At 59.6% G+C, this 18,404-nt stretch carries 15 protein-coding genes; 5 read left to right on the top strand and 10 right to left on the bottom strand.

Annotated elements, in window-relative coordinates; translation table 11 throughout:
- Positions 1-10 precede the first annotated feature (10 nt).
- The 4 genes from V6582_RS24590 to V6582_RS24575 all read left to right on the top strand — a co-directional run bounded on the left by V6582_RS24590 (position 11) and on the right by V6582_RS24575 (position 4,239).
- The gene (locus V6582_RS24590; RefSeq protein ID WP_156630286.1) at positions 11-946 is read left to right on the top strand and encodes an ABC transporter permease; all 936 of its coding nucleotides are present in this window, start codon (positions 11-13) and stop codon (positions 944-946) included.
- Positions 947-972: 26 nt separating this feature from the next.
- Positions 973-1,821 (top strand): aromatic ring-hydroxylating dioxygenase subunit alpha, encoded by an 849-nt coding sequence (locus V6582_RS24585; protein WP_156630287.1) that lies wholly within the window; start codon positions 973-975, stop codon positions 1,819-1,821.
- A 19-nt stretch (positions 1,822-1,840) separates the two neighbouring features.
- Entirely contained in the window at positions 1,841-3,205 is a 1,365-nt protein-coding gene (gene guaD, locus V6582_RS24580) for a guanine deaminase (RefSeq protein ID WP_156630288.1), read from the top strand.
- A 176-nt stretch (positions 3,206-3,381) separates the two neighbouring features.
- Positions 3,382-4,239: a formate/nitrite transporter family protein gene (locus V6582_RS24575; RefSeq protein ID WP_234889545.1), complete on the top strand. Its 858-nt coding sequence runs from the start codon at positions 3,382-3,384 to the stop codon at positions 4,237-4,239.
- Between the two features lie 15 nt (positions 4,240-4,254).
- On the opposite strand, the gene V6582_RS24570 is transcribed toward V6582_RS24575, so the two are convergent.
- A complete protein-coding gene (locus V6582_RS24570; protein ID WP_156630289.1) occupies positions 4,255-5,445 on the bottom strand; it encodes an ROK family transcriptional regulator in 1,191 nt (396 codons plus the stop codon).
- A 547-nt stretch (positions 5,446-5,992) separates the two neighbouring features.
- On the opposite strand from V6582_RS24570, the gene V6582_RS24565 reads away from it, so the two are divergent.
- Positions 5,993-9,019: a glycoside hydrolase family 2 TIM barrel-domain containing protein gene (locus tag V6582_RS24565; RefSeq protein ID WP_197434266.1), complete on the top strand. Its 3,027-nt coding sequence runs from the start codon at positions 5,993-5,995 to the stop codon at positions 9,017-9,019.
- Here V6582_RS24565 and V6582_RS24560 read toward each other — a convergent pair.
- The 9 genes from V6582_RS24560 to V6582_RS24520 all read right to left on the bottom strand — a co-directional run bounded on the left by V6582_RS24560 (position 8,991) and on the right by V6582_RS24520 (position 18,392).
- A complete protein-coding gene (locus V6582_RS24560) occupies positions 8,991-10,379 on the bottom strand; it encodes a cytosine deaminase (protein WP_156630290.1) in 1,389 nt (462 codons plus the stop codon). The genes V6582_RS24565 and V6582_RS24560 overlap by 29 nt on opposite strands.
- 69 nt (positions 10,380-10,448) lie before the next feature.
- Positions 10,449-11,351, bottom strand: a complete 903-nt coding sequence (locus V6582_RS24555) for a LysR family transcriptional regulator (RefSeq protein WP_156630291.1) — start codon at positions 11,349-11,351, stop codon at positions 10,449-10,451.
- Between the two features lie 86 nt (positions 11,352-11,437).
- Entirely contained in the window at positions 11,438-12,421 is a 984-nt protein-coding gene (locus V6582_RS24550; protein WP_420360150.1) for an isopenicillin N synthase family dioxygenase, read from the bottom strand.
- A gap of 117 nt (positions 12,422-12,538) precedes the next feature.
- Entirely contained in the window at positions 12,539-13,294 is a 756-nt protein-coding gene (locus V6582_RS24545; protein ID WP_060717571.1) for an ABC transporter permease, read from the bottom strand.
- Positions 13,295-13,349: 55 nt separating this feature from the next.
- On the bottom strand, positions 13,350-14,123 hold the full coding sequence (locus V6582_RS24540) for an ABC transporter ATP-binding protein (RefSeq protein WP_070148004.1): 774 nt from the start codon (positions 14,121-14,123) through the stop codon (positions 13,350-13,352).
- A gap of 5 nt (positions 14,124-14,128) precedes the next feature.
- Positions 14,129-15,118: an ABC transporter substrate-binding protein gene (locus V6582_RS24535; protein ID WP_156630293.1), complete on the bottom strand. Its 990-nt coding sequence runs from the start codon at positions 15,116-15,118 to the stop codon at positions 14,129-14,131.
- Between the two features lie 450 nt (positions 15,119-15,568).
- Positions 15,569-16,669 carry an ABC transporter ATP-binding protein gene (locus V6582_RS24530; RefSeq protein WP_156630294.1) on the bottom strand — a complete coding sequence of 367 codons (1,101 nt, stop codon included), beginning with the start codon at positions 16,667-16,669 and terminating at the stop codon, positions 15,569-15,571.
- Positions 16,666-17,493 (bottom strand): carbohydrate ABC transporter permease, encoded by an 828-nt coding sequence (locus V6582_RS24525; protein WP_156630295.1) that lies wholly within the window; start codon positions 17,491-17,493, stop codon positions 16,666-16,668. The genes V6582_RS24530 and V6582_RS24525 overlap by 4 nt, the downstream gene beginning before the upstream one ends.
- Positions 17,490-18,392: a carbohydrate ABC transporter permease gene (locus V6582_RS24520; RefSeq protein ID WP_156630296.1), complete on the bottom strand. Its 903-nt coding sequence runs from the start codon at positions 18,390-18,392 to the stop codon at positions 17,490-17,492. The genes V6582_RS24525 and V6582_RS24520 overlap by 4 nt, the downstream gene beginning before the upstream one ends.
- Positions 18,393-18,404: the final 12 nt, after the last annotated feature.

The following is an 18,404-nucleotide window of genomic DNA, read 5'->3' as shown; positions in this document are numbered from 1 at the left end:
AGGACCCGCGATGGAACTGTTGACCGGACTTCTAACCACCGCCTTTCTGGCTGGCGGCGTCCTGGCGCTGGCGGCCATGGGCGAAGTGCTGGCGGAGCGGGTCGGCGTCGTCAATCTCGGCGTCGAAGGGCTGATCGCCATGGGAGCGATCACCGCTGTTGCCACCGTCACCGCCTTTCCCTCTCCCATCCTCGGCTTTTTGGCGGCGCTTGCCGTCGGCGCTTTGTTCGGCATGGTGTTTGCGGTGGCGACTGTGACGATCAGGGCCAATCAGGTGCTTTGCGGGCTGGCATTGACCTTGATCGGCACCGGCCTTGCCCAAACGATTGGTAAATCCTATTCCGGCATGCCGGTCCCGGCGACATTCCAGGGCGTCAAGATGCCGATCCTCTCGGAGATCCCCATCCTCGGACCGGCCTTTTTCAGCCAGAATATTCTCGTCTACCTGATCTACATCATCCTGCCGCTTGGCCTGTCCTTTCTGATGTTTCGTACCCGCCACGGGCTCAATATGCGCGCCGTTGGCGAAAATCCGGCGGCTGCCGATGCGGCGGGCATTCCGGTCCATCGCATCCGCTTTGGCTATGTCTGCGCGGGCGCGGCGCTTGCTTCAGGTGCAGGCGCCTATCTCGTGCTCGCCTTCGTACCATCCTGGTCGGATGGCGTGGTGGCGGGGCGCGGCTGGATTGCGGTGGCGCTGGTGATTTTTGCCGGCTACCGGCCTATTCCAGCCGCTCTGTCCGGCCTGCTATTCGGCTTCATCACCGCACTCGGTTTCGTCGGACAGGCGCGCGGCTGGCCGATTGCTCCGGCCTTTCTATCCATGCTGCCCTATGCCGGAACAATCGCCTTCATTATCGTGCCTGTGATCGCCTGGCAGCGCATGCGCCGGTTGATGGCGGCACCCGCCGCCCTTGGCCTGCCCTATTACCGCAGCCTTCGTTGACCAAGGATGCAGGGAGAAACCCAGTGATGGCAATCGACAAAACAAGCCTCGATCAATGGTATCCCATCGATACCGAAACGCTTATTCCCTATGGTTCATCCGCAAACCGGCTGCTGGGTACCGATCTTGCCGTGAACCGAACCCAGGACGGTGACGTGACCGTGATGGCGCAGGAAACCAACCTGCCAATCCGGCGGCGCTACGGCTATATCTGGACGACGCTCGGCAGCCCGGACAAGGAGCTTTTCCCCATTGAGGAAGCCGATGAACCGGATCGCCGCATCGTTCCCTGCGGCGCGGTCACCGTGAAGGCATCGGGCCTGCGGATTGTCGAAAACTTTCTCGACATGGCGCATTTTCCCTTCGTCCATACCGATATTCTCGGCTCCGAACCGCATACGGAAGTCGAACACTATAATGTGGAAATCCGCCGCGACGTCGATGAGGTCTGGGCGACCAATTGCCAATTCTTCCAGCCGCAGGCCGCCCTTTCCGCCACGGACGGGTTGATGACCCATTATATCTACCGGGTGATGACGCCGTTCACGACGCTGCTCTACAAGACCTGTCCAAATTCCGACAGCCGCTGGGATGTGATCTGCCTGTTCGTCCAACCCCTGGACCCGGATCGCTGCCGCGCCCATCCGATCATGTATCTGATCGACGATCAATCGACCACCGCCTCGCTGATCCAGTTCCAGCAGCTGATTTTCCTGCAAGACCGGATCATCCTTGAAAACCAGCGCCCGGTTCTGCTGCCGATGGAGCCACGCTCGGAAATCCCCACCCGTGCTGACGCAACCTCCATCGCCTACCGCCGATGGCTGAAGGAAAAGGGCGTGACCTATGGAACGTCGCTGAAGGCCGTTGCATGACCAACGCTACGCATCGGCCATGAGTGATTTCAGAAACCATGTGCTGATCGCCAGCGGCTTCCATGCGCCGGTGGCTGGTGAAATCGATGTACTAACTGATTGCCTGATCGCCATCGATGCGGATGGCGTGATCCTCTCCGTGCAGCGACCGGGCGATGAAGGATATGCATTGGCGAAAGCCGATGCAGACTGCCAGGGGCGGCTTTCCCGCCTGCCCACAGGTTGCCTGCTCCTGCCGGGGCTGGTGGATTGCCATGTGCATGCGCCACAATATCCGCAGCTTGGCACCGCGCTGGATGTGCCGCTCGAAACCTGGCTGCATGCCCATACCTTCCCGCTGGAAGCCCGCTATGCGGACCTAGCCTATGCAAAGCGGGTCTATGGCCTGCTGGTCGATGATCTGCTGGCGAATGGCACGACGACGGCGCTGTATTTCGCCACCATTCACCAGGATGCGACCCGCATTCTGGTCGATACCTGCCTTGAAAAAGGTCAGCGCGCCCTGATCGGCAAGGTCGCCATGGACAATGCGGAGCAATGCCCGGACTATTACCGCGACGCCTCACCAGATGCGGCTTTGCAGGGCACGCAGGCGCTGATCGACTATATCAGCACTCATCCCGACAACACAGCCTCCCGCGTCTGGCCGGTGGTGACGCCACGGTTCATTCCGGCCTGCACGGATGCGACGCTGGAAGGGCTGGGTGCGATGGCGCGAGACTGCGGCTGCCATGTGCAGACCCATTGTTCGGAAAGCGACTGGGAACATGCCTATGTGCTCTCGCGCCACGGCATGACGGATGCGATGAGCCTTGATCGCTTCGGCCTTCTCACCCGCCGCAGCATGCTGGCCCATGCCAATCTGCTGACTGCTGATGATATGGACCTGATCAAGCTAAGACAGGCGGCGGTGGCGCATTGCCCGCTCTCCAACGGTTATTTCGCCGGTGCGGTCTTTCCCCTGCGCGCTGCCCTGGAAAAGGGTCTGCATGTCGGGATGGGCAGCGATATTTCCGGCGGACCGAGCGCCTCGCTTCTGGACAATATGCGCGCCGCCATTCTTGTCTCCCGCATGCTGGAAACCGGCGTCGATCCGGGCCTCCCGCCGGAAAAACGCGCAAGCGGCGCCAAGGCCCGCATCGACTTTCGCCACGCCTTCCACATCGCCACCGCTGGCGGCGGCAAGGCACTGGATCTCCCCATCGGGCAATTTGCCCCGGGCTATCGCTTCGATGCCATCGTCATTGATCCGCAGGCGGCACAAGGCACGGTACGGTTCTACGAGAGCAATGAAATGACGGAGACCCTGCTGCAAAAAATCGTCTTTACGGCATCGCGGGCCAATATCTCTGCGGTGTTTGTCGATGGATGCGAGGTCGCCTGATCGGCACGGAATAGCGGCGGCACAGATGCCGCTGGAACCGAATGGGTTCTCGACAGTTTAGCCTGCCGTGCGAGCGTCCACCCCGCTCTGGCAAGGGTTCTTCTCTAATAAAGACCCGCCCATTCTGGGGATGATGAGAGAGCACGCTCGCCACCCTCACCCCCAGAAAGACAAGAATGCCTGACATCATCGAACAGGAAGCCGACAAGGAGGCGCAGCCCTCCAACGCCATGTCGGAGGAAGACAAACAGGATATTGGCGAGCGAGGGTCCGGTTCGCCCAAGGTGGTCCATGAAGTTGTTCGTCTGCAAGGCGACGAGGAATTGGGCCGCCCACTTCAGTCCCTGCTTTTTTCGGGCTTTGCTGCCGGGGTGGCAATCTGTGCATCCCTGCTGGCGGAAGCTTTCCTGCACGCGCGACTACCCGACACGCCTTGGCGGGTGTTGATCGTCTCCCTTGGCTATACCGTCGGCTTCGTGATCGTCATTCTGGGTAATCTGCAACTGTTTACCGAAACGACCGTCACCGCCGTGCTTCCTATCGCAGCCCACCCGACACGTCGCAACCTTTTCCGGCTTGTTCGTTTATGGGTGACGGTGCTGCTGGCCAATCTCCTCGGAACATTTTTCATCGCGGTGCTCATGGAGAACCAGTTGATCATCGGCGCGGAACAACGCGAGGCGATACTGGATATTTCCAGGGCGATCCTCGGCCATGATTTTGCAGCGACATTGCTGCTTGCCACGCCTGCGGGCTTTCTGATTGCCTCAATCGCGTGGATTCTCCCCAATGCCCGTGGCAATGAGTTCTGGGTCATCGTGATGATTACCTATACGGTCGCGCTCGGCGGATTCAGCCATGTCGTCGCCGGGTCCGGGGAGGCCTGGCTGCTGATGTTGGCCGGCGAAACAAGCGTCTGGGGCGCTATCGGCGGCTTTATCCTTCCGACGCTGATCGGCAATATCATCGGCGGCACCGGACTGTTTGCCGTTGTTGCCCATTGCCAGGTCCGCGATGAACTCAAGCCGGAATGATATGGACAGCAATTTTCAGGCTGGCAGGCGCATTTCGCTTGGAAGATCCTGGGGTGAAAACAGCGCGTTGTGAAGCTGGTTGAGCGCGATGGCCACCGCGCCAACCAGGGTGGCGCGGGACGCAAGCGTGCTGGCCTCAAGCGAGATATTGCTGCGGGTCGAGCTTGCCAGCGCCTCCTTGACCATGCGGACCATCAACGGATTTCGACCGACATTGCCGCCCAGAATGATCTTGCCCGGATCGAGCATGGCGTGAACCGAAACCACCAGCAAAGCCGCCAGCCGGGCGGTTTCCTGCACGGTCGCCAGCGCCTTTGCTTCGCCCTTTTCAGCCGCTTCAAGAATATCGCGAACGGTCATCCCGCCGTCTCCGGAGTTGCCATAGCGCTCCAGAATGCCACGGGCGCCAATCGCGCATTCCAGCGCGCCGCGCTCCAGACTTTCAGCGCTATAGGGATCGGCTCCGAACGGCAGATAGCCGATTTCGCCCGCCGCTCCTTTGGCGCCGCGCATCAACTTGCCATTGACGAGAACACCAAGACCGATACCGGTTCCCAGCGACACGAAGGCAACGGATTGAAGCCCGATGCCACTGCCTTTCCAGCTTTCGCCGATCACCGCCGCATTGACATCGTTTTCAATGATGACATCGCAGCGAAACAGGCCCTGCAAAGCCTTGATCACATCGAGACTGCCGATTTCAGACAGGTTGGGGGCCAAAGAAAGTCGACCGGTTTCAGGATCGACGACCCCCGGCATGGCCACGGCGGCCAGAAGAACCTTGCTGCGGGGAATGCGTGCCTTTTTAAGCGACGCTTCGACAATGCCGCTGACATGGGCCAGAAGCGCCTCCCCACCACGCTCTCCGGCTGGCTTCTCGGCCTCCTGCACAATTGTCCCGGCAATATCGGCAATCGCCACCCGAATGGTCGTCGCACCAATATCGAGGCCAATGACGAAACCGGCATCCGGCGCGACTTCATAGGTCACGGCGCTGCGCCCGACCTTGCCGGACACGATGCCCTTGACCCGGACCCAGCCCGCTGTCTCAAGTGTGCGGATAACCTCGGACATGGTCTGCTTCGACAGGCCGGTCTTTTTTGCCAGATCCGCCCGCGAAGTCGGCCCCTGGTGCAGAAGAATGTCCATGGCGGCACGAACGGAAATCTGGCGTAACATCGGCGGTGTGCTCGTCCACAGATTCATCCGCAATCACCTCATCCTGTCGACAATCGGCCTGTTGAAATTGTACTGACACGTATCGCATGACTGAGACAAGGACGCAAATAGTTCGTCCCCATGACGAATTATCTCGTCTTGCCACAATTCGTCCTCACCCCGTTGATACGCGAGAACAATAGCACGATCAATGCCACCGCAAATTGCCCGAGGAAAATGCAACCTGAGCCAGCGTAGGATTTTTCATCACCGCGATTGAGTTGCCTGTGCTCCAGGCTTCTCCTGTGTCTCAAGCTTCTCTTGCGGGTAAAAAAATCGATAACACTTTATAGATGCTGGATATTTTTGCCATTATCCGATTCCGATTTCACCCATTATAGGATAAGAGACACCGGTATCATTCGCTAACAGTCTGTTCAAGAATTGCTGCTGGCCTGGCGAAAATGGTGATTTCGAGAACCGGAGTGGAGCGTACTTAAAGTACGTGAGCCTCGGCAAGCGCAGGAATTGCCATTTGCAGACGGCGAGCGGCGATTATTGGATAGACTGTAAGATAGACGTCCGGGAGGGACACGTGACGATCAATACTTTGCCTGTAGCAGCACATCTCGATTGGCTTTCCGATCCCAAGGTTTTTGCAGTCGGGCGGCTGCCTGCCCATTCCGACCATATCGTCTATCCCGATGAAGCATCCGCCGTGGCGGGCTCTGGCTCTCCGCTTCGCCAGAGCCTTGATGGCACCTGGAAGTTCGCCTCAGCCACCTCCGCCGCTGAGCGCCCGGCAGGTTTTCACCAGCCGGATTTTGACCGAAGCGGCTTCGGCGACATTATTGTGCCTGGCGCCATGCAGTTGCAGGGCCATGGCCGCCCGCAATATGTCAACACCCAATATCCCTGGGACGGCCATGAGGCGCTGGCGCTTGGGCAGGCTGCCGAGGCCAACCGGGTCGGCTGCTATGCCCGGACCTTCCGGCTTGACCCGGCCCTTGCCGGACAGCGGGTCATTCTGACCTTCGAAGGCGTCGAGACCGCCTTCTATGTCTGGCTGAATGGACGTTTTATCGGCTATGCCGAAGACAGTTTCACGCCCTCACGCTTCGATATTACCGATGCGCTGATTGATGGCGATAACCTGCTGGCCGTCGAGGTCTATCACCGCTCTTCCGGCGCCTGGCTCGAAGACCAGGATTTCTGGCGTCTGTCGGGCATCATGCGGCCCGTGCGGCTGGAAGCCTGGCGGAGCCTGCATATCCGCGATCTGTTCGTCACCACAGATCTTGCCGATGATTTCAATAGTAGTTCCCTGCGCTTGCGCCTGGCCCTCGACCTGCCGGGTGCAGAGACGGCCAGTCTTGGCGTGACGCTGTATGATCCAAACGGCGACACCGTGTTGTCCACTGCCTTCGATGCCGCAGCCGAGATGGATATCGCCCTGCCCATTGATGCCCCGCATCTGTGGAGCGCCGAGGCGCCGCATCTTTATCGCCTGATGTTGGTCCTGAAGGACAGCAGCGGCGAAACAGTCGAGGCCGTGCCGCAGCCGATCGGTTTTCGCCGGTTTGAAATGCGCGACGGGGTTATGCGCCTCAATGGCCAGCGCATCGTGTTCCGTGGCATCAACAGGCATGATTTCCACCCACGCCGTGGACGCGCGCTGACGGTCGAGGACATGCTCTGGGATGTGCTGTTCTTCAAGCGCAACAATATCAATGCGGTGCGCACCAGCCATTACCCAAACCGCAGCGAGTTCTACGCGCTCTGCGACCAGCACGGCCTCTATGTGATCGACGAGGCCAATCTTGAAACCCATGGCACATGGTCGGTCGAGACCCTGGACCTGGACAAAGTCCTGCCAGGTGATCGCGACGAATGGCGACCCGCCGTGCTCGACCGTGCCGCCAACATGCTGGAGCGCGACAAAAACCATCCTTGCGTGCTGATCTGGTCCTGCGGCAATGAGAGCTATGGCGGCAGCGTCATTGCCGATATGGCCGATTGGTTTAGGGACCGCGATCCCTCCCGCCTCGTCCATTATGAAGGCGTGTTCCACGACCGCCGCTTTGATGCGCGCTCCAGCGACATGGAAAGCCGGATGTATGCGCGCCCGCAGGACATCGAGGATTATCTGCGCAGCAACCCGTCCAAGCCTTTTGTGTCCTGCGAATATACCCATGCGATGGGCAATTCCTGCGGCGGCATGCATCTCTATACCGACCTTACCTATCGCTATGAACAGTGCCAGGGTGGCTTTATCTGGGAATATATCGAACAGGCCCTCTACGGCACCCGCCCGGATGGCAGCGAAGGCCTGCTGTTTGGCGGCGATTTTGGCGACAGGCCAACCGATTACAGTTTCTGCTGTGACGGCATTATCACCGCTGACCGGCAGTTGACCCCGAAAGTCCAGGAAATCAAGGCGCTTTACCAGCCTGTCCGGTTAATCCCGGACGCGCACGGCGTCAAAGTCATCAATGACAACCTGTTCTTGAGCCTCGATGCTTTCTATCTCTCGTATCAGCTGCTGAAGGATGGTGTCGTGGTGGCCGAAGGGCGGGCCGATATTGCGCTTGCAGCCCAGGAACAAACCTATCTGCGTCTGTCCGTGCCTGTCACGCAGCAGCCGGGCGAATATGCCCTGCAATGCTCCCTGCGCGAACGCCATGAGCGCGCCTGGGCACCGGCTGACCACGAAGTGGCGTTTGGCGAACATGTCTGGACGGTGGCCGGTGAAAAACCAAGCCCGGTTTCCCGCCCCCTCACCCGCGCCGAAGGCAGCTACAATCTCGGCATTTCCGATGGCCATAGCCGGACCTTGTTCTGCCGCCGCTTTGGCGGACCGGTATCGCTGGTCAATATGGCAGGCGTGGAATTCCTGGAACGGCCACCCCTGCCGATCTTCTGGCGCGCCCCGACCGACAATGACCGGGGCGCAGGCTTCGGCTTCAAATTCGGCACCTGGCGTCGGGCAAGCCTCGACCAGAAACAGGCCTCCTATGCCTATCGTGACGCCGGGGCCGATTATCGCTTTGCCCTGCCTGATAGCAGCATGCAGGCCACGGTTTCCTACCGCTATGAGGCGGATGGCGCCATTGCCGTCACCGCTCATTGGCCGGGCGATGCCAGCCTGCCCTCACTGCCGCTGTTCGGCCTGACGATCCCGATGCCAGCAACCTTTAACCGCTTCCGTTATTATGGACTTGGACCGGAGGAAAATCACATTGACCGCGCCCATGGCGCACGGCTTGGCATTTACGAGCGCACCGTTGCCGACAATGTTACCCCCTACGTCATCCCGCAGGAATCCGGCAATCGAACCGGCGTACGCTGGGCCGATCTGTTCGACGCTGACGGCAACACATTGCGCTTCGAGGCGGTGGATATGCCGTTCGAGCTGGGGGTTTCGCCTTATACGGCTTTCCAGCTGGAGGCCGCAGCCCGGCCCTACGACCTGCCACCAGCCAACCGCACCATCGTCACGCTGATGGCCAGGCAGATGGGCGTCGGGGGTGACGATAGCTGGGGCGCGCTGCCTCATCCTCAATACATGATCGAGCCGGGTGAGCCTCTGACGCTCACATTCCGGATGAGAGTGATGGGGTGAGAAAGGGCAATTCGATCTCCCGATAGGATGGCAGCACCGCCTCGCTTAACCTGCCTGCCCGCACGATCACCCGGTCGGTTTGCGGGCGGGCAATGACCTGGTCCATGGTCCAGGCCTCGAAGATCATCAGGTCCGCAGGACGCCCAGCACCGATGGTTCCAGCGGAAAAGCCCGTCATCGCAGCAGGTTGGGTGGTCGCCAGTGCCACGGCATCGTCATAGGGATGGTCGAGATGCAGAATGCGCACCGATTGGCGCCAGGTATCGACCATATCATGATCGCCATAGGCAAAAAACGGATCGCGGCAATTGTCACCAGCAACCGCGACGCGGATACCGGCGGCGCGTAGCTCCTTGACTAGCGTGACACCCCGCCAGCGCGGGGTGACGCCCGGAGCCCGCCCCTGCAAATACATATTGACGGTCGGCAGCGTGACGATAGACATTCCGGCATCGACCAGAAGCGCGATCCGCTCGCGGATTTCCGCCTCACTGAACAAAGCCAGCGAACAGCAATGGCCGCAGGTGACGCGGCCCTCATAGCCATGCCGAATGGCGGCGCGGGCCACATGCGGCAGGGCGTCGGCCTTTTCGGCTTCATCCACATGCAGGTCGATATCGAGATCCCGCTCGCGGGCCAACTGAAAAAGACTGTCGAGCAGAGCATCGATGTCATCAAGCCCGGTGCCATTCTTCCCGATGCCATGGGTGCCGCCCGAGGCGCGGGTTACCCCGCCCAATAGCCCACCCTGACGGGCAATCAGATCGGCAAGCTGCTTTCCATGGTCGGTGCGATAGGCATCCAGCGGCACGAGGCCGACCGCCTGCAACGCGATACGCCCCGCCCAGCGCGCCTGCACCTCATCAAATGCCGCCCAGGTGGTTTCCGCTTGGCCCGCATGGCTATCGAGATGGGTTCGGAGTGCGGCAACGCCGTGAGCATCCGCGCAGGCGAGACCGAATTCCATCCTCCGGACCAGATCGTCATGCCGCCAATAGGCCTGCCGGTCGACTGTCGTTGCCGCGCGGGCGCTGGGATGCGTGCCATCGGAGGCTGGCGCCCGGCTGATCGTATGGCCCTTGTCGAGATGCACATGCATGTCGATCAACAACGGCCAGAGATGGCGGCCTTCCAGATCGATGCCACCGCCGGTCACGCCGCTTACCGCTGGCAGCACGGCTGCAACACGTCCGTCATCCAGCAGAATATCGACCAGAGCACAGCCGTCGCGGTCGAGAACAATTCCTGGCGGCACGCCGTCGGCAAGACAGACAGTTGGCACGCGAGCCTGACGGATAACAATGCGGCCATGGCCGGTGAAGCTGGTACGTGCCAGCGTGCGGACGGAACTGTCAGTCATGATCGATCTCGATAGGGCATAAGCCGAATTTCAATGTATGGGGGGCGGCGACGTCATCGGACACCGCCGTCAGCGACTGTCTTCCACCATGCGCAGCCGTTCCTGGGCGTAGTGCATGAAATGGCTGGCGGCAGGCGAGAGCGAACCGCGCGCCCGGTGAAGAATATTCAGTCTTTGCAGACCGGCGGACCCGGTCAGGGGAAGAAAGATCAGTTCCCCGCTTTGCAGTTCGCGGTCGACATCAACGCGGTTGAGAAAGGTGACATGCGGCGCGCCATGCACCAGCCGCTTCATCAGTTCCATGGAATTTGTCTCGACCACCGGCATCAATTGGGCCTGGGCTGGTGTCAGATTTTCAACCACCTCCCGCAGCGACAGGCTCATATCGGCCAGCACCAGCGGATAGATCAGGCAATCGGCAATCCGCACCGTCTTGCGCGCCGCCAAAGGATGGTCGGGCGCAACGACTGCGCCGAGCGGATGCATGAATTCCGCCGCGCGCTGCAAGCGATTATCCTCCGGCAGATTATAGGCCAGCGCCAGATCGGCAGCCCCTGAAGCGACCATGTCGCAAACCGCTGAGCGATCCCCGACCTTGATGCGCAGGCTGACCTGCGGAATATCGGCACGGTAAGCAGCAATGATGTCAGCAAGCCTGCCCGCCGCCAGCGTCGCCATGGTGGCGATCACCACCTCGCCGCGGCTGAGGCCACGCAGAGCCTTGATCTGCACCCGCATCGTATCATGCGCTTTCAGTGTCTCGCGGATATGGGCAATCAGGATTTCGCCGGAACTGGTCAGCTTCAACCCGCGCGACAATCGCTCGAAAATCGGCGCATCCAATTCCTGCTCCAGGTCAAGGATATAACGATTGATGGCGGAGGCAGCGACATTCAGTGTCTTTGCCGCCTTGCGGATCGAGCCCTGCCGGGCGACTTCGTCGATATAGCGCAAAGCGCGGCCATGAAGCATCAGCGTTCCCGTCGCAGAACAGGGGCGTTTGCCCCTGTCCGCTGTCTGTCTGACCACGATGGCATCATGGCTCGCCGGGTTCAACATCATTTCCGGGCGAAGTTGGCGTTGATGCGCTGCGTCAGATAATCACCAGCGGTGATCGCCTCGTATTTGCCGAGCGGACCCTGCATGACCGCATCGCGATTGGCCTGGCAGAAGAAGGGAAGCGACAGGCGGCGGCCCAGATATTCGCCCGGACGCGGCATGCGGACGCGGTGAAGCGTTGACTGCAACTGGTCATCGGACCAGCGCATCAGCATATCGCCGATATTGCAGGTGATATAGCCGTTTTTCGGCGGCACATCCGTCCACTCGCCGGAGGCCGCATCCTTGCCGGGGCAGACCTGCAAACCACCCTCGCCTTCCTTCTGGTGCAGGATGGTCAGGCAATCGAAATCGGAATGGGCACCGGCCCGCCAAAACTCGAAATCCTCCGGCTTGGCATGTTCCATCGACATATAATGGATCAGTCGCTGCGTCGATTGGTATTCACCGGAGGCCGGATCATGCGCCTTGGTGAAGAAATCCTCGGCAAAGCCCATTTTGAGGGCAAAGCAGGAGAGAATGCGCATGCCAAGTTCCCAATTCTGCCGCTCGAAGCGCAGCATCTTCTCCTTGAAATCAGGCAGCTCTTCTTCACTTGGCCAGAGTCCGCCCATCATCGGGCGGGTAATCTGGTAGCTTTCCTTGTTGTCAGGCGTGCCGGTGGAAGGGCGCACCTGCGCCTTGAATTCCCATCCGGCATTGGTGCCTTTGGGCATTGGATACTGGGCTTTGACCTCGGCTGGTAATTCGAAGAAGGACCAGGCGGTCTCGAACGCCGCGTCGATATCCTGCTGCGGAATGCCGTGGTTATAGACCTGGAAAAACCCGATACCAACAGAGGCGTCCCACAATTGATCGGCGATTTCTGCCTTGCGATTGTCGAAATCGGCGAGATCAATCACAGGCACGTCGCGCTCGACGGTCTTGCCGACGCCGCCAATGGTGGTTTCCTTGTTCAATTCGGCAAGGCTGTAGCTTTGCATGGTCATGGCAGTCTCCTTGAGGTTGGGCCGGATACCGGCCGTTGAGGAGCAATGTCCGGGCATGCCCGACTGCTTCTACTCCGAAAAGAACGGGGAGATTTTCCCCGGCAAGAGGCTTCAACTGTTCTTCGGCAGGCTCCACGGAAAGAGCAATTTCTGCACAAGCAGCACGGCCTGAAACAGGATGAGCGACAAGGCCGCCAGCACAAACAATCCGGCCCAGGCCTGGGGCAGTTTGAACAGCGATGTCGAAAACTGGATGAAATAGCCCACCCCCGCTTCGGACGCGCAGAATTCCGCAACCACCGCGCCGATCACCGCCAGCGTGATCGAGATTTTCAGCGCCGAAAAGATGTAAGGCACCGCAAAGGGCAGCCTGATCTGGGTAATTTCGCGGAACGCGGGCGCCCGCAGGCTTCTGGAAAGCTCGATCAGTTCCGGCGGCGTTGCCGCAAGCCCGGTCGCCGTCGAGACAACCAGCGGAAAGAAGGTAATCAGACAGGTGATCACCACCCGTGGCGCATCGCCCGCCCCCAGCACGACGATGATGATCGGTGCCACCGCCACGACCGGCGTTGACTGGATGACGACCAGCAGCGGATAGAGCGTCTTTGACAGAAGCGGCGAGCGCATCATGACAATGGCCAGCGGAATGGCGATGGCTATCGACAACACATAGCCAATCATCGCCACCCGCAGCGTCGCCCAGAGATGCAGGCTCCAGCGATCAAACCCAATGGACGAAAACGCATTGAAGATTGAGGACGGCGACGGCAGGAGATAGGAGGGAACAGCAAATAGCCGCACAGCCAATTCCCAAAACAGGATAACACCCGCCAGCGACACAAGGGCCGCAAGGCCCGGCAGGCCCATGAGCTTGGAAACCGTATTGCGCAACGGCAGGCGCTGGCGGGTTACAGCCACCGGCTCAGGCCGCCTGTCGCTTGAGGAGGAGGTCGCGGAGATAAGCGGTAAGGTCATGGATTGCTCTCTCGTTGGCTGTTTCGGGACCACGCGGACGACCGACCGGCACGGCAATATCGGTCAGCACCGTGCCGGGACGGCCGGTCATCACCAGCACGCGGTCGGCCAGCAGTGCCGCCTCATTGACGGAATGGGTAATGAACACCACCGTCTTCGGACGCTGCGTAAAAATCCGCAGCAGATCAAAGCCCATCACCTCGCGGGTCAGCGCATCGAGCGCCGAAAACGGCTCGTCCATTAGCAAGATATCCGGGTCCATCAGCAAGGCGCGTGCAATGCCAACCCGCTGCTGCATGCCCCCGGACAATTCATCGGGAAGCCGGGAGGCGAAACCCTCCAGGCCGACCATCCTCAACAACTCGCCTGCGCGCTGCCGCTCCTCGGCGCTGACCCTACCGCGCTTGTGGCGGGCCGGGAACAGCACATTGTCCTCGACTGTCGCCCAGGGCAGCAGCGTCGGCTTTTGGAAAACGATGCCGATATCGTCGCGTGGTTCGGTCACCGGATGGCCGAACACCTGGAGCGAACCGCTGCTGGGTGCCAGAAGCCCGGCAATCATCCGCAGCAAGGTAGATTTGCCGCAGCCGGAGGGGCCAAGAATGGCCAGAAACTCATGCCGCGCCACCTCGAAGCTGACATCACGCAGCGCTTCCGTCTGTCCTGAGCGGGTCGAAAACACCTGACCAAGCCGGTCGAAGCGGATTGCGGGTACAGCCATGATCGTCACTCCGTTGGAATGAAGCTGCGGTTGACCACGGTTTCCGGGTCGAGTTTGGCCGGATCGATGGCTTGAGCGGCGGCAACCCGGCGCCAGGTCTCCGTCAAACGCTTAGGCTCGAACACGCCCAACCCCTCCTTATCCGTGACCTCATTGAAGATCAGCGGCAGCGTGTCATTGATTGATCCCTTGACGTCTTCCGAGCCCAGTTCCGGCACCACAGCAGTTACGGAGGTGACGGCGGCATCGGGATTGGTGCGGGTGAATTCCACCGATTTCTTGTAGGCTTCGATGAAGCGTTTGGCGACATCGGGGCGCTTGGCCAGGAAATCCTCACTGGCAATCAACGAGGCCGAATAAAGCTCGAGCCCGGCAGCCGACCACGGCAGCGCGACGATTTCCTTGCCCGCTTGGCGGGCCTGATTGGAATAGCGGGTGAAATCCGTCATCCAGGCAATGATCCCATCGGCATTGCCGGTCATCAGCATCGGACCGAGCGCACCGGGATCGGCTTTGATCAGCTTGATCGCGGACGGATCGATAGACTGATCCTTCAGCACCAGCGGCAGATAGACATTGGAGGAGGTAAACGGCGATGTGGCGATGGTCTTGCCCTTGACGTCGGCGACAGAGGAGATCGAGCCGCCCTTGATGACATAGAAGGCATGCGGTCCCTTGTTGAACACCGACAGAACGCCAACAACCTTCACCCCTTCATTGGCACGAGCCGCCATCAAGGCGCCGATATCCGAAACACCAATATCAGAGGAGCCCGCCGCCAGTTTCGAAATCGCCTCGGTCGAGCCTCGGCCTGAAGCAATGGTCACATCCAGCCCGGCGTCCCGACAGAAGCCCTTATGGATACAGACATAAATCGGCGCCTTGTCGCCACCGGGAAGCCAGTCCAGCTGAAACGTAACCTTGTCGGCGGCAAGGGCAGTCCCGGAAAAGAGGCCAAGGGTGAACAGCGTGGATGCAAGCTTACGACGAAACATGGGACATTTCTCCAAGGCTCAGTGTTCGATTTTCAAGGACGGCTGACGGGGGAAAGCATGAACCTGGCAGAGGTGCAATGGCGCACCCCGCGTCCAAAAGACAGGGTTGTGACGGTGTTTTTCGGCAATTGGCGACAAGCACAGCGGCATGAAAGCATCTCTTCGACAGGGTTCACCGTCGAGCAATGCCCAGAGCGTCAGGCTCAGACCGCTTCTACTCGCGTCCAAACCATTTCATGCAAGCGTGCATTCTGCAAGAGTTTTAAACAATGTATAATTTTGCATATAAAATAGGCGAAACTCAGTTTCACAGCGTGTAGCCTTCAGGGCTGAAAAGGCCCCGATCCTTATATTTCAACAGCCTGCGGCACGAACTTGCCGCAAGCAAAGAATCGGCATCGGTCAAAAAATAAGCGCTCTGATAATTAGAACACAACAAGCGGAAAATTCTTATCGCGCGCCCTCAAAATCCAGCCGCAAACCGGTCTGCGCATCGTAAAGATGCACGGTCTTCGGATCGATCCCGACACCCAGCCGATCACCGGAGCGCAGGCCACGCCCACCGGAAACGACAATGGTCAATTCCGGGTCGGTTCTGGTCGTCACATAGGTTGACGATCCCGTCGATTCCACCAGGGCCACATCAACGTCGAAAGCCCCTTGGCCGGATGGTACCAGCGACAGGTGCTCCGGCCGCAGGCCAAGGGTCAGGGGCTGGCCTGGCTCAAGACCGGCTGTCATTCCGGGTGCAAATGTCAGCACCTCGGCTTTCCCGACGAAATCGAGTTCCAGACCAAGCCCATCCGGCGACACGCGCGCGGGAATGAAGTTCATCGCCGGGGAACCGATGAAACCGGCAACGAAGCGGTTAGCAGGCCGGTCGTAAAGGTCCAGGGGCCGTCCCTGCTGTTCAATGACGCCATCGCGCATCACCACGACATGATCGGCCATGGTCATCGCCTCGACCTGATCGTGGGTGACATAGACGGAGGTCGCCTTCAACCGGTCATGCAGCAGCCGGATCTCTTTTCGCATATGCACCCGCAGCGAGGCGTCGAGATTGGATAGCGGCTCATCGAACAGGAAGGCCTTCGGGTTGCGGATGATCGCCCGGCTCATGGCGACGCGCTGGCGCTGACCGCCGGACAATTCACGCGGATAGCGCTTCAACAGCGGCATCAGCCCGGTTGTTGTCGCCACCGCCTCGGCGGCCTGACGCGCCTCTGCCTTGCCCACCCCCTTGATGCGCAGGCTATAGGTCAGATTTTCCTCGACCGTCATATGCGGATAGAGCGCGTAGGACTGGAACACCATGGCGATGTCGCGCTTGCGCGGCGGCACATTGGTCATCAGATTGCCGGCAATCTTCATTTCGCCGGCGGAAATTTTTTCCAACCCGGCCAGCGACCGCAACAGTGTGGACTTGCCGCAGCCGGAAGGACCGACCAGGGCGACGAAACTGCCCTTTTCGATGGCGAGATTGATGTTCTTCAGGGCATGGAAAGCGCCGTAATGCTTGTTGACGCCGTTCAATTCGATCTGGATGGTCATTTCAGGGCTCCCGAAGTGAGGCCGGAGACGATGCGGCGCTGTAAAAGAACGAAAATGGCGAGGATCGGCGTCACATAGATCGAGGCATAGGCCATGATCCCGTTCCATTCATTGGTATTGGGACCCATGAAACTGTTCAGCCCGACGCTGGCCGGTTGCAGGTCCACCGACTGGATCATTGATTTGGAATAGACGAATTCCCCAAAGGCCTGCATGAAGATCAGGATGGCACTGACCAGAATGCCATTGCGGGCCAGCGGCAGGACGATGCTGAAAAACGCCCCGATCCGGGAATTGCCATCGACCATGGCCGCTTCTTCCAGCTCGATCGGCACCGTCATGAAGCTGGAACGCACCAGAACCACGAAGAACGGCATGCTTTTCGCCGCAATTGCCAGCATGACGGCAAAACGTGGCGTGTTCAGCAGGCCAAGCTGCGAAAAGCCGACGAAGATCGGGGTAATCATCAGCGAAGCCGGCAAAACCTGGAGCATCAGGATCAGGAACAGCCCGGCATCGACCCAGCCATTGCGATAGCGCGCCAGCACATAGGCGCAGCCGGTGCCGAGAATGCAGATGATGCTGACCGAGCCCAGGGCGATCACGGTCGAATTCCACAGATAGCGGCCCATAGTGCGGCTTTGCCAGACATCGCTATAGACGCCCCATTGCGGATCGTCGGGCCAGAAATGCGGCGGGGTGGCAAACATTGCCGAGCCGGTTTTCAGTGCCGTGACATACATCCAGTAGAGCGGGAAGAGATAGATCGCCGCCATGACGAGGGCGATGGCAAGCATCAGACGGTTACGAACTGTTTCGCTCATCCGCGCACCTCATGACGTGTAGAGCGGACATAGACGAGCGACGCAAGAAGCACGAAGATAGTCATGATCACCGAAACCGTCGCACCCTTGGCGAAGTCATATTGCCGGAAAGACAGATCCCAGGCCCAATACTGCGCCACATTCGAGGCATTGGCTGGTCCACCGGAGGTAATGGCGGCAAACAGATCGAATTGCTGCAAGGTAAAGATCAGCCCCAGCGACACCAGCGCACCGATAGACGAGCGCATCATCGGCAAAGTGATGGTGTAGAACCGTTGCAGCACGGTCGCGCCATCCAGTTGCGCTGCCTCATACAGATCCTTGGGGATGCCGGATAGCCCGACCGATAGCAGGATCATGTTGAAGGACGTGCCCAGCCAGACATTGGCGATAATCACCGCCCAGAGCGCATAGGCCGGATCGGACCGCCAGAAGATATTGGCGCTGATCAGCCCGGTTTCACGCAGCATATAATTGAATACGCCGAAATCACCTGAGAGGATCCAGTTCCAGGTCGCACCGACGACGAGGCCGGGCATGATCCAGGACACCAGAAACAGGCCGCGCAGCCAGGAGGAACCGGGAAATCCCACGCCGAAGAACAGAGCCAGGCCAAAGCCCAGAAGGAATTGCCCGGCAATCGATGCCACAACGAAAATCGCCGTATTGGTGAATATGGGCAGCGTTTCCGGTTGCGCCATCAGGTCGATATAGTTCTGAAAACCGACAAAGGGACGGGAAAAGGTTCCAAGGCTGAACATGTCAACCTCCTGAAAGCTCATCACGATATTATAGATCAACGGCAGACCTGACATGACCAGAAGAAAGGCCAGCGGCACCCCGGCCAGACCGAAGTCGAAGCCACGCCCATCGACAATACTCGACATGATCCGTTTCATGAGACCTCTTTC

Source organism: Agrobacterium vitis (assembly GCF_037039395.1).
Lineage (GTDB): Bacteria > Pseudomonadota > Alphaproteobacteria > Rhizobiales > Rhizobiaceae > Allorhizobium > Allorhizobium vitis_E.
This window is presented reverse-complemented; position numbering and strand designations above follow the sequence as displayed.